Raw genomic sequence first — 12340 nt, forward strand, 5'->3', positions numbered from 1 at the left:
ATAGCTCTAAAATGTGTTTTCACTTAAAAGTACAAAAAAAAGAGTATTGAACATGTTGCTCAATACTCACCTTAATATGATATAAAACTTAAATTGATAGAGTAGATATATCTACATCTATGCCATATGTCTTATTAGTGTGCAATTGCTTCTTGATGATTATCTTCTTCAAATGAAACTTGTACGTTCTCAGTTAACACATCAGTGTATGTATAAGATACTCTTTCGAAGTTATGCTTGTCTTGGTCAAGTTCAACGACAAATACTGATGGGTATGTTTCTTTTAAAACACCAGAACGTTCGATTGTTTTCTTACGACCACCATTGGCTTTAAGTACAATACGATTTCCTAAATGACAATCAATAGAATTTTTGATGTCCAAAATTGATTTTGGCATATTGCTCCACCTCGCTACAAGTGTTATATTACCATGTTTATAGCGATTTTGTCAAATAAAACTAAAATTTTATCAAGGTAATTGGGGTTTGTCAACAATTTAATTTATTAATTCAGGGAAATTATTTAATTCTTTGTAAAGTTGAGCGAAATCTTGAATTGACAATGTTTCACCTCTTCGTCTAGGATCAATATTCGCTTTTTCTAACCAACTCAATATACTTTCTTTATGTTGTTTTCCCTCTTTAAAGAAATTTTGATAATTGTTATTAATCGTCTTTCGTCGTTGTGCAAATGCAACTTTTGCTAATTTAAAGAATGCTTCTTCATCATCGATATCTACTAACGGTGTTGATCTTTGCATTAATTTAACCACTATGGAATCTACATTAGGTGGTGGCATAAATACAGTTTTAGGCACTGTTAGGACTTTACTTGTTTCAGTATAATACTGCGTCACAATCGATAACGAGCCATAAGCTTTCGTACCTACCTCTGCATTTAAACGCTCTCCAACTTCTTTTTGCATCATCACAACATAACCATCTATCGGTATGTCTTGTTGCATTAAATTAAGTAATATAGGTGTAGTTATATAATATGGTAAATTAGCCACAACCATAATTTTATCGCAGTCTTTTAAATGTTCAGTTACTGCTGTAGCGATATCAGCCTTTAAAATATCTTCGTTGATAATTGTGACATTATCGTATGGTGCCAAAGTATCTTTCAATACTGGTATTAATCGATGATCAATTTCAAATGACATTACTTTTTTAGCATGTTTTGCTAATTGTTCAGTTAATGAACCCATACCTGGTCCTACTTCTATTATGCCTGTAGTTTCATCAATATCACTAGCATCGATGATCTTATTAATAATGTTAACGTCTACTAGGAAGTTTTGTCCCAAACTTTTTTTGAAATCAAATCCATATTGGTCTAATAATGCTCTTGTACGCGATGGTGTAGCTATATCTTTATGTTCCATATCTTTACTCACTTCCCTTATCTTCGTTTAATGCACGTCGTACATCTTCTTCTGTGTATCCAAAGGCATTCAATTTTTTCAAAAGTTGTTTACCGTTAGAATGTCCAATATGTAATTTTCGACCTAGAATTTCTCGCCGTCTACGAGCATCACGTCCTATAATGAGTCCTAATTCGATTAATACATTTTTATCAATGGATTCTTCAGCTTCTTCAAAAGGAGAACTAACATGCATGAGTGCTTCTTTTATATCATCTACATGTGCATGCTCAACACCTATTTTCCCTCTTTTGTTTTTAGCTTTTTCTCTGTCTATATATGCATGTTTTACACCAGGTACACGGTCTTTTATCGTATTTCTTATTTTGTCGCCTGGAAAATCTGGGTCGGTTAAGATAATAACACCACGTGTCTCTTGTGCCTGTTTAATAACAGCTATCACATCATCATCAACAGCACTACCATTCGTTTCTATTGTATCGCATTCAACCGCAGATTTAACTCGTTGTGTATCATCTCTACCTTCTACGACTATAAATTCATTTATTTTCATATTTTTAATTCCTTCTTCATTTTAATGAAAATCTTGATTCATCTTATTCTAACAAAATTTCATTAATAACACTGCCTTCAGTCTTAATTTAATAAAAAATGAGAAAGATATCCAATAAATGATACCTTTCTCAATCTAGTAATTATGCTTAATTTAAATTAAATAATCTCTCTGCATTTTCTGTTGTCTGACGACATACCTCTTCATAACTCATATCACGTAATTCAGCGATTTGTTGTGCTACTAATGTTACACGTTGGGGTTCATTACGCTTACCTCTAAATGGATGTGGTGATAGATAAGGCGCATCTGTTTCGACTAATAATCGATCCATCGGTACATGTTTAGCAACCTCTTTGGGTTGTTTCGCATTTTTAAATGTGACTGGGCCACCTAAAGAAACGTAAAAGTTTAGCTTATTGATGACAACATCAGCGATTTCTGGAGATGCACTAAAGCTATGCATAATGCCTCCAACTTCTTCAGCATGCTCTTCCATCAGAATATCTATACAGTCTTGTGTTGCTTCACGATTGTGAATAATAATTGGTAATTGTACACGTTTAGCTAAAGCAATTTGCTTTCTAAAGACTTCTTTTTGAACATCGGCAGGTGACTTATCCCAGTGATAATCTAATCCCATTTCACCGATGCCAATAATTTTTGGATGTTTTGATAAGTTTTCTATCCATTCTAATCTTTCTTCAGTACAATCGATGGCATCTACAGGGTGCCAACCGATGATACCATAAACAAAATCATATTTATCAATTAATTCCATTGTACGTTCAATTGTTGGTGTATCAAAACCAACTACAAACATACGATCAACACCATCTTCTCTTGCACGAGTGATGACGTCATTTAAATCTTCATCATATTGCTCATCGTTTAAATGTACATGTGTATCAATTAACATGATTATCCTCCTAATTTAAAGCATGATTACTTAATAATTGCGCCATTTGGAATAGCATTTGGCAAGCTAATCAACGTTAACACACCATCTTTTTCAGCTGATAAAATCATACCTTCAGATTTTTGTCCCATTAGTTTCGCAGGTTTTAAGTTAGTTACTACAGCAACTTTTTTACCAATGATATCTTCAGGACGATAGAATTTCGCAATACCAGAAACAATTTGTCGTTGTTCATTGTCTAAATCTACTTGAATTTTTAATAGTTTATCTGATTTCTTAACATTTTCAGCATCAATCACTGTTGCAGCTTTAATTTCCACTTTATCAAAGTCTTTAATATCAATGATGTCTTTACTTGGAACGTCTTCTTTTCCCTCAGATTTTGGTGGTTGCATTGATTCTTTAATATAAGCAATTTCCGCTTCAGTATCCAATCTAGGGAATATTGGTGTTGGTTTAGCTATTACAGTAATAGGTTCTGTTAAGGCACCATAAGTCTCTAAACTTGAGAATTCCATTAATTCTGGATTATTAATATTTAATTGTTTAAATATTTCTTTTGGTGCATGTGTAATAAATGGTCGTAATAATACAGTTGCAAAGCGGATGTTTTCAACGAGATGTGCCATCACATTGCCCAACATATCTTTTTGACTTTCATCTTTCGCTAAAACCCATGGTGTTGTTTCATCAATATATTTATTAGTACGGCTAATAAATTTCCAAACTGTTGATAAAGCTACAGAGAATTGTAAACTCTCCATATTTTCATGGAACTCTTTAACTGTATCTAAAGCCATAGCTTCCATGTCTTCGTCTAATTCATGTTTAGGACCTTGATATGCAGGAAGTTCACCTTGGAAATATTTATTAATCATTGAAATGGTACGATTCACTAAGTTACCTAAATCATTAGCTAAATCATAGTTAGTACGTTCAACAAACGCTTCTGGTGTAAACACACCGTCTGAACCAAATGGTAATTCTCGCATTAAATAATAACGTGTAGCATCTAAGCCATAACGATCAATTAATACATTAGGGTCAACAACATTGCCTTTCGATTTACTCATTTTACCGTCTTTCATTAGTATCCAACCATGTGCAAAGACTTTCTTAGGTAATGGTAAATCTAATGCCATTAATAAAATTGGCCAAATAATTGAATGGAATCGTACGATTTCTTTGGCCATCAAGTGGATATCTGCTGGCCAATATTTGTTAAATAACGTTTCGTCATCTGATAAATAACCTAGAGAAGAAATATAATTTACTAACGCGTCTATCCATACATAAACAACATGTTTAGGATTGGAAGGCACACTAACGCCCCAGTTAAATGACGTACGTGAAACAGCTAAATCTTCTAAACCTGGTTTAATAAAGTTGTTAATCATTTCATTTTTTCTTGAAGGTGGTTGAATAAAGTCTGGATTTTGATCATAGAATTCAAGTAAGCGATCAGTATATTTTTTAATATTAAAGAAATAACTTTCTTCTTTTACTAATTCTACTTCATGGCCTGAATCAGGACTTTTCCCTCCAACAATCTTGCCATTTTCATAAATAGGCTCAACTAATTGTGACTCTGTGTAATACGTTTCGTCTGGTACTGAGTACCATCCCTCATATTCGCCAAGATAAATGTCACCTTGTTTTAATAAACGTTCGAATACTTTTTCAACGACTTGCTTATGTCGTTCTTCAGTAGTTCGAATGAAATCATCATTTGAGATTTCTAACTTATCCCATAAACTTTTAATTCCAGCAATCATCTCATCTAAATATTCTAATTCAGTTTTACCAGCTTTTTGTGCTTTTTCTTGAATTTTTTGACCATGCTCGTCTGTACCTGTTAAATAACGAACGTCATATCCTTGCATTCGTTTATATCTAGCAATCACATCACCTGCTACAGTTGAGTATGCATGCCCAATATGCAAGTTACCACTTGGATAATAAATTGGGGTTGTTATATAAAATGTATCTTTAGCCATCAAAGGTCCTCCTCATTTCTTACATGTTAAATGATATCTAAATTTATTTTGCTTTTCAATTGTGTACCGTTCTTACTGTACCTTACTTATTACAATACATTATTACTATTAGTTGCTTGTAATATTATCTTTACTACAATACCATAATTTAAGACGTTATGGGGTTGAAAGTCTGCATTAATTCACTTGATGCACATAACATTGTTCAAGTTTTAAATTTATGCAACTTTAATCCACTTGATGATAAATATTATATATTTCACTAGTTCTGCTTTGGCGATCTTCTGCAACCATTTTAATCGCTGCTTTCGGTTTGATATTTTTTTCTTTGATATAATAGTCGACATGTTCTTCAATTGACATATCATCAAACCATGTTGTAGAAATTTCAGCTTCAGCGCCTTCAATTAATATGACAAATTCTCCCTTTAATGGAATCTCACTATTTTGCAACATAGTTAATAATGTATTTACATCTGCATTTACAATTTGTTCGAATTTCTTTGTTAATTCTCGTCCCAATGATACTCTTCTTTGTGAATCTATTTTATCAATCACTTTTAGCGTATCGGTCACTCTATGAGGCGACTCATATATAATAAGTGTACTACTTTGGAACATTCGTTCTGACAACACATTTTGTTTTTCTTTATCTTTTCTAGGTAAAAATCCTAAAAATGTATACGTATATGAAGGTAATCCACTTGCCATTAAAGCGGTCAAACCTGCATTAGGTCCTGGTATTGTTTCAACTTTGATATCATGTTGACGTGCCTCTACTACTAATTCATATCCTGGATCACTAATCAATGGTAAACCTGCATCCGAAACCAATGCAATATCTATACCAGACAATAACTGTTCAATCATATAGTCTGTCTGTTGGTCTTTATTGTGCTCGTGATAGGATTTAAGTGGCGTCTTAATATCATAATGATTACATAATTTACGTGTAACACGTGTATCTTCACATGCGATTAGATCTACTTGTTGAAGTGTATCTATAGCACGATATGTAATATCAGCTAAATTGCCGATCGGTGTTCCTACTAAAAATAATGTAGTCATACTATCCCTCTTTAATTAATTTTAATTTCTTTTGCCGTGTAAAGGTCTTAATTTCATACTCTCGTTTCAATGCTTCTGACTTAGTAGAATACGTTTCTTGATAAACTAACTCTACCGGACGTCTTATTTTTGTATATTTAGCACCTTTTCCTTCATTATGTTTCGCCACACGTGCTTTTATATCTTTGGCATAACCTGTATAAAGACTTCCATCTTTACATTTTACGATATACACAAAATGTTTATCCATAATATATACCCTTCATTTCTTTTGAGTACGTGCCATCTTCTTGATAAATATAAAATGGCTTTGTAATATCTAAGCCTTGATTTCCTGACTTTCTGCCTTCTATTAAAATCGTTTGTGCATCTCTATCATGCTTACTATAAACAAACGTTAGTCGCTTCGGTTCAATATTAACACGTCTCATTTCAGTTAGTACATCCATCATTCTTTCAGCTCTATGCACCATATATAATCTTCCACCTTGCTTTAATAAGTGCCTAGCAGCCATTAAGCAATCTTCTAATTTACATAAGATTTCATGTCTAGCAATTTTATGTGCTTCTTTTTGATGTTGATGCAACTGATTATCTTTAAAATATGGCGGGTTACATGTAACAACCGTATATTGTGAGGGTTTGAAATAATGATATACATTTTTGACATCCATATGATGCATGAGTAATCGGTCATCTAATTGATTATACTTAAAACTTCTCTGTGCCATATCCACAAGTTGTTGTTGAATTTCGATACCTTCAATAGTTTGGCTCCCTTTATGGGAAAGTATCAATGGTATAACGCCGTTACCAGAACATATATCGATAATTTTGTCTTTCTTTCTAATTTCGGTAAAATCCCCTAATAACAAAGCGTCAGTTGAGAATGAAAATACATCATCATTTTGAATAATCTTCAAATCTTCTTTGATTAGTAAGTCTAACCTCTCATTATCTTTTAACATTTATCTTTCTCCTAAAAAAGGGACGCTGTTATAACGTAGTCTCTATCATCGTCTACTCATAACACATCCCTATCATCTTTCTTATATCAACATAGTTCAATCACTTAATACATTTAAACAAAGTAAACAATCTTCACCTTGTCTATGTTTGCCAAATAACTCACCTTTGCAAATATGAAATCCTTCTTTATATAACATTGCTAAGTTATCTTTACTAGGCAGTGGCTTCTTCACATGTTTCATATGGTGTGGGTTTACAGTATCAGAATTTGAACTTTCGCTCTTATCCATTAATTGTTTTAAATTATCATTTTCTACTTGAAGCGCTACATTTTCTTCAACCAATGCTACAGCTAAATCTTTTAAATCTAACATATCTTGATTAAGCTGGTTCATGTTAGTTTCTAAGCGCATTAATTTTTCAAATAACTCATTACGATTCAAAGGTGGTTAAACCTCCTTAATTAAATGCTTCAATTTCTTCCATTTTATATTCTAATGGTTGTTCCATACCGTCTATTTTAACTTGCATAGATATATCTAAGATATTTAATCCAACTACTTGGCCATTACCATCAGGCGTTTCAATTGAGTCACCTACGTCTGGTAATTGAGCACGTGCTTCTTCATAATAATCGTTTTCATATTTTAAGCAACACATCAAGCGCCCACATGCGCCCGAAATTTTAGCAGGGTTGAGTGACAAGTTTTGGTCTTTAGCCATTTTAATAGACACAGGTTCGAAATCGCCTAAAAAAGTTGAACAGCATAAAGAGCGTCCACATGGCCCTATACCACCTAATAATTTAGCTTCGTCTCGCACACCGATCTGTCTTAATTCTATTCTTGTTTTCAAGTTTTGTGCTAATACTTTTACTAACTTTCTAAAGTCAATACGATCGTCAGCAGTAAAATTGAAAATGACTTTTGATTTGTCTAATGTATATTCACAATTAACTAATCTCATATCCAATTCCTGTTGTGCTACTACCTCTTTACATAGTGCAAGTGCCTTCTCAGCATCCATTGCATTATTATTGTAGGTATCAATATCTTGTTGTGTCGCTATTCTCATTACTTCTTTTAATGGAAGAGAAACATCACCATCATCTACAGCTCTCGTAGGCATTTTTACTAATCCTATTTCTATGCCTCGCTTAGATTCCACTACTACCCAATCGTCCATTTCAATTTGTAAATCTTTAGGTGCATAATATTCTAACTTTCCAGCTTTTTGAAACTGGACACCTATTACATCTGGCATCTATCTCACACCTTTAATCACTATTTGTTCGAATACAAGTGTTGGGTTTACATTTTGATTTAACTTTTTATGTGCCTCTGTCAATTGATCATACATCAATATAAGTTGGTTATATGTTAAATGCTTTGCATACTTTTCTATCTCAACACTCAAATCACTATATATATATTCACTATTTGCTTCTACTTTTGCGTGCATGATATCCTCAAAAAATCCATTCACGGCCGATAATGTTAACAACTGTAATTTACGATTTTTCGCCTGTTTTAACAAATCGATAATCCCAATTAATGCCATCGAACGATTTGTCAATAACAACTCACACCATCTTATAATTGTCTTTCTCAAACTAGTAAGGTCATATTCTTCATTTAATGATAATGCAGTCTCTACTTGCGTTGTATATGTACTTAGCATTTCCGCTACAGGACGTGTCAAAGACTCATCAACTAAATGATTGATGAACTGACCTTTATCAATAGGTTTAAAATAGACATGTTGGCATCTTGAATGTATGGTGTCTAAAATCTGTTCTGGTTTAGTTGATAATAAAATTGCTATCGTATTTTGAGGTGGTTCCTCTAAGAATTTTAATATACTATTTTCACCTTGAACAGTTAATTTTTCAAAATCTTCTACAATATATACCTTATAATTACCTTCTATCGGTAGTTGATTCATATGATGAACGAGTTGTTCAACCTTTTCTTTTTTTATTGTACTTTCTTCACTAGAGACATACATAAAATCAGGATGATTCAACGTATTTACTTTAGCTTCACATTGTTCATCATTGTTACATAAGATGAGTTTAGCAAAATTAATAGCGACCTTTTGCATTGATTGTGCATCATCACCCTCAAAAAGATAAGCATGTGACAATTTATTAGACGCATAAGCATTAGCTAATTGTTGTTGTTCATCCATCTGGATATCTCTCCTATATCTACTTATATAAAAAGACTGCTAAAAGAGCAGTCTCAAATTGTTAAATACTGTATATTACAATTCATCAATAAACGAATGTCTCGTGCAATAAACATTAGTTATATTTAAAATTGATGGAAAGCTTCAATAGGCATTACGAATACCGTTGCGCCGCCAACTTCCACTTCAACTGGATATGGTATGTAAGAATCTGCACTACCACCCATTGGTGTAATAGGAGACACAAGTTGTTCTCTATTACCACAAGTATTGTTTATAACTGATAATAAATCGTCTACACGGTCATCATTAACACCACATAAGAACGTTGTATTACCGGCTTTTAAGAAACCACCTGTTGTTGCTAATTTTGTTGCTCTAAAATCATTTTTGACAAGTTGGTCTGAAAGTTCTTGGCTGTCTTGGTCTTGGACGATTGCTATAATCATCTTCATTTCTATAACACCTCTTTCGTCTATTATATCACATTTATTTTAAATATTTGATGATAGATTGATATGTAGCTAACACAACTTCTTCAATTGATTGATCTGCATCTATCTGAACAAAACGTTCTGGTTCATTATGTATCACTTGATGATATCCCTCAATGACTTTTTCATGAAAATCAATATCCTCTTGATCTAAGCGATTCTGATCTCTTTGATTACTGAGGATTCTCTCACGACCTACTTCAGCAGAAACATCTAAATAAATCGTTAAATCTGGATATAGTCCATTAATTGCAAATTCGTTTAAAGCTTTCACTTCTTCAATTCCGATACCTCTCGCGTACCCTTGATATGCTAATGAACTATCAATATATCTATCACAAAGAACAATTTGGTTGTTTCTCAAAGCAGGTATTACTTTTTCTACTAAATGTTCTCGTCTCGATGCCGCAAATAGCATTGCTTCAGTTCTAATATCCATTTGATTGCCTTCTAGTACGACTTTTCTTATCTCTTCGCCTGTTGGAACACCACCAGGTTCACGGGTCGATATAACATCATAGTGCTGAGCTAACTTTTCAGCCACTGCTTTTAAAACCGTTGTTTTCCCTGAACCTTCTGGCCCTTCAAATGTTATAAATGCTGACATTTTTATTCATCCTTAATTAATATTTGATTATTCTTTATTCCTTCAACTTTCATATTTGAATGTTGATATTGATTTATTAATTTTATCATATTTAAAGTGATTTTTTCTCCTTTAAACAGAATCGGTACACCTGGTGGATAAGGTATAACGTGTTGAGCTAACAATTTTCCTTCTGAATGACTAATATCAATCCATTTAACTTTGTTATATATCATAGGTAAAAATGTACCACTTTCTGTCATAAGCTGTGGGTATATCAACACATCTTTCTTTACTTTCGGTAAGACCATACTTTTAATTTTATCTATTAATATCTCAAAAGGATATTTATCATCTTTATGCCATAACGGTAATACAAATAAGATTTGATATTCGTCTGCTAACTCTACAAATATATGTTCCTTCTCAAACCATTTTTGAATTTCATACCCCGAATAACCTGGGTAAGAAATCAACATTTTTAATGGGTCATCAACCTCTTTAACAACAAAACTTTTACGTTTTAAAACATTCGAGAGTATATGTCTTTTCTCAAAAAATAAGTCACTATCATAATTTTGATAAAATGTTTGTGCTAACTCCAAACTTGCCATGACTAAATATGATGGGCTAGACGTTTGAAAATAAGATAAATATTGTTTGATGCTTTCTTTATAAGGGGCATCTTTATGTATAAATAACACTGACCCCATTGTAAGTGCAGGTAATGTTTTATGATAAGACTGAACTACATAATCAGCACCATAATTTAATGTAGAATCAGGAAATCCATCTAAACCGAAATGTGCACCATGTGCCTCATCAACGAGTACTGGAACATTATTAGAATGCAATAAGTCTATATCAGTTTGAATTGAGTAAGTTTCTCCATAATAATTGGGATAAGTCATAATCGCTAATTTATGTTGACTCAAATCTAATCCTTTAAAGTTAGGAGCTATATAATGATAGGATGTTGAACTTACCTTCATGTTTGTTAAAGTCGCTTTTTGATTCGCTAATTCCAATCCGTGAAAAACTGACTTATGTACATTTCTAGGTATCAAATAGTTTCCAGATTCATATGCCAAGGCTTGGATTACAGATAAAATACCAGAAGTAGTACCATTGACTAATAGATAAGCATCGTAATCTCTATGTTTATTAAAGTTTGACATACTTTCTAAAATGATATCTTCTGGATGATGTAAATCGTCCAATCCAGTGATTTCTGTCATATCCATTTTCAAATCCAATGATTCCAACTTACCTATAGTCATATTTTTGTGACCAGGCACATGCATGGAAATACTTTGTTGTGATATTAATTCATGTAATTTTTTTGATATTGGTAAACTCAAATCATCACTCTCTTCACTATTATAATCGTCTTATCTAACCTAGACTATCTTATATGAGATAAATCATCATCTTGTTGATTAACCCAATTTCGTTTTAATAGTCCCATGACATAGCAGTCTCTATATTCTCCTCTTGTATAGAAGTGTTCTTTTAATTTTCCTTCAATTTCAAAGTTATTACTTTTATAAATATGTACTGCCTTCTCATTATTTACATCTACATATAAATATACTTTATGCATGTTAAGCACTAAAAACGCATAATCTACTGCCATCTTAAACGCTTTTTTCGCATAACCTCTATTCGCAAATTGCGGGTCAACTATAATCAACACTTCACAAGTTCTATGTATAAAATTAATTTCTAATAACTCAACAACACCAATGGATTGTTGATCCTCTTCAATAACAAATCGTCTTTCTGATTCATCTAAAATATGCTTTTGGTATAACGATTCTAATTCACTTAATGATTGATAAGGCTCTTCAAACCAATAAGACATAATTGAATATTCATTATTCAAATTATGTAAATATTGTAAATCTGTTTTTTCTAAAGCTCTAATGATCATTTTAAAGCACTCCTTTAAATACGATAGTATTGAATTTTGTTTTAAATGTAAATCATTTCAAGCTTTTTCACATTAAATTTAATTATTAAGTTAAGTGTTAGACATAAAAAAAAGAGGCCATTAAGGCCTTGGGGTATTTACCACTATTCAAAAATTTAAAAATACCTCACTGTTTTGCTTTAGAACGTTAGTCTGCTACCTTCGGCGCTAAGGACCTTTTTCAACTTGAGAGAAATACGCTTA

General features: G+C 32.5%; 15 protein-coding genes. All 15 read right to left on the bottom strand.

What is annotated here, in order from left to right:
* Positions 1-134: 134 nt before the first annotated feature.
* Entirely contained in the window at positions 135-398 is a 264-nt protein-coding gene (gene veg, locus ACZ267_RS12085; RefSeq protein ID WP_002451728.1) for a biofilm formation stimulator Veg, read from the bottom strand.
* A 99-nt stretch (positions 399-497) separates the two neighbouring features.
* Positions 498-1388 carry a 16S rRNA (adenine(1518)-N(6)/adenine(1519)-N(6))-dimethyltransferase RsmA gene (gene rsmA / locus ACZ267_RS12090; RefSeq protein WP_047210646.1) on the bottom strand — a complete coding sequence of 297 codons (891 nt, stop codon included), beginning with the start codon at positions 1386-1388 and terminating at the stop codon, positions 498-500.
* 4 nt (positions 1389-1392) lie between these two features.
* Entirely contained in the window at positions 1393-1941 is a 549-nt protein-coding gene (gene rnmV, locus ACZ267_RS12095) for a ribonuclease M5 (protein ID WP_002465712.1), read from the bottom strand.
* 148 nt (positions 1942-2089) lie between these two features.
* Positions 2090-2860, bottom strand: a complete 771-nt coding sequence (locus ACZ267_RS12100) for a TatD family hydrolase (RefSeq protein ID WP_002465689.1) — start codon at positions 2858-2860, stop codon at positions 2090-2092.
* Positions 2861-2886: 26 nt separating this feature from the next.
* Positions 2887-4857, bottom strand: coding sequence for a methionine--tRNA ligase (metG, locus tag ACZ267_RS12105; protein ID WP_002465697.1), 1971 nt, complete (start codon positions 4855-4857; stop codon positions 2887-2889).
* A gap of 228 nt (positions 4858-5085) precedes the next feature.
* Positions 5086-5925: a 16S rRNA (cytidine(1402)-2'-O)-methyltransferase gene (gene rsmI, locus ACZ267_RS12110; RefSeq protein WP_079449164.1), complete on the bottom strand. Its 840-nt coding sequence runs from the start codon at positions 5923-5925 to the stop codon at positions 5086-5088.
* Position 5926: 1 nt separating this feature from the next.
* Entirely contained in the window at positions 5927-6175 is a 249-nt protein-coding gene (locus tag ACZ267_RS12115; RefSeq protein ID WP_002465713.1) for a GIY-YIG nuclease family protein, read from the bottom strand.
* Positions 6168-6893, bottom strand: coding sequence for a tRNA1(Val) (adenine(37)-N6)-methyltransferase (locus tag ACZ267_RS12120; protein ID WP_002465693.1), 726 nt, complete (start codon positions 6891-6893; stop codon positions 6168-6170). The genes ACZ267_RS12115 and ACZ267_RS12120 overlap by 8 nt, the downstream gene beginning before the upstream one ends.
* 96 nt (positions 6894-6989) lie before the next feature.
* The gene (yabA, locus tag ACZ267_RS12125; RefSeq protein ID WP_079449165.1) at positions 6990-7337 is read right to left on the bottom strand and encodes a DNA replication initiation control protein YabA; all 348 of its coding nucleotides are present in this window, start codon (positions 7335-7337) and stop codon (positions 6990-6992) included.
* 16 nt (positions 7338-7353) lie between these two features.
* Complete coding sequence (locus ACZ267_RS12130; protein ID WP_002465695.1) at positions 7354-8157, bottom strand: PSP1 domain-containing protein; 804 nt, start codon at positions 8155-8157, stop codon at positions 7354-7356.
* On the bottom strand, positions 8158-9084 hold the full coding sequence (locus ACZ267_RS12135) for a DNA polymerase III subunit (RefSeq protein WP_015365366.1): 927 nt from the start codon (positions 9082-9084) through the stop codon (positions 8158-8160).
* Between the two features lie 125 nt (positions 9085-9209).
* Positions 9210-9539, bottom strand: a complete 330-nt coding sequence (locus ACZ267_RS12140) for a cyclic-di-AMP receptor (RefSeq protein ID WP_002451717.1) — start codon at positions 9537-9539, stop codon at positions 9210-9212.
* Between the two features lie 34 nt (positions 9540-9573).
* On the bottom strand, positions 9574-10185 hold the full coding sequence (gene tmk / locus ACZ267_RS12145) for a dTMP kinase (RefSeq protein WP_002465698.1): 612 nt from the start codon (positions 10183-10185) through the stop codon (positions 9574-9576).
* A 2-nt stretch (positions 10186-10187) separates the two neighbouring features.
* Complete coding sequence (locus ACZ267_RS12150) at positions 10188-11525, bottom strand: Orn/Lys/Arg family decarboxylase (RefSeq protein ID WP_002465708.1); 1338 nt, start codon at positions 11523-11525, stop codon at positions 10188-10190.
* 44 nt (positions 11526-11569) lie between these two features.
* A complete protein-coding gene (locus tag ACZ267_RS12155) occupies positions 11570-12097 on the bottom strand; it encodes a GNAT family N-acetyltransferase (protein WP_002465699.1) in 528 nt (175 codons plus the stop codon).
* Positions 12098-12340 lie beyond the last annotated feature (243 nt).

This window comes from Staphylococcus sp. AC872, from assembly GCF_979255425.1.

Bases quoted from the DNA above. Each gene is read 5' to 3' on its own strand.
- veg (WP_002451728.1), bottom strand. From the start codon at position 398: ATGCCAAAATCAATTTTGGACATCAAAAATTCTATTGATTGTCATTTA.
- rsmA (WP_047210646.1), bottom strand. From the start codon at position 1,388: ATGGAACATAAAGATATAGCTACACCATCGCGTACAAGAGCATTATTA.
- rnmV (WP_002465712.1), bottom strand. From the start codon at position 1,941: ATGAAAATAAATGAATTTATAGTCGTAGAAGGTAGAGATGATACACAA.
- ACZ267_RS12100 (WP_002465689.1), bottom strand. From the start codon at position 2,860: ATGTTAATTGATACACATGTACATTTAAACGATGAGCAATATGATGAA.
- metG (WP_002465697.1), bottom strand. From the start codon at position 4,857: ATGGCTAAAGATACATTTTATATAACAACCCCAATTTATTATCCAAGT.
- rsmI (WP_079449164.1), bottom strand. From the start codon at position 5,925: ATGACTACATTATTTTTAGTAGGAACACCGATCGGCAATTTAGCTGAT.
- ACZ267_RS12115 (WP_002465713.1), bottom strand. From the start codon at position 6,175: ATGGATAAACATTTTGTGTATATCGTAAAATGTAAAGATGGAAGTCTT.
- ACZ267_RS12120 (WP_002465693.1), bottom strand. From the start codon at position 6,893: ATGTTAAAAGATAATGAGAGGTTAGACTTACTAATCAAAGAAGATTTG.
- ACZ267_RS12130 (WP_002465695.1), bottom strand. From the start codon at position 8,157: ATGCCAGATGTAATAGGTGTCCAGTTTCAAAAAGCTGGAAAGTTAGAA.
- ACZ267_RS12135 (WP_015365366.1), bottom strand. From the start codon at position 9,084: ATGGATGAACAACAACAATTAGCTAATGCTTATGCGTCTAATAAATTG.
- ACZ267_RS12140 (WP_002451717.1), bottom strand. From the start codon at position 9,539: ATGAAGATGATTATAGCAATCGTCCAAGACCAAGACAGCCAAGAACTT.
- tmk (WP_002465698.1), bottom strand. From the start codon at position 10,185: ATGTCAGCATTTATAACATTTGAAGGGCCAGAAGGTTCAGGGAAAACA.
- ACZ267_RS12155 (WP_002465699.1), bottom strand. From the start codon at position 12,097: ATGATCATTAGAGCTTTAGAAAAAACAGATTTACAATATTTACATAAT.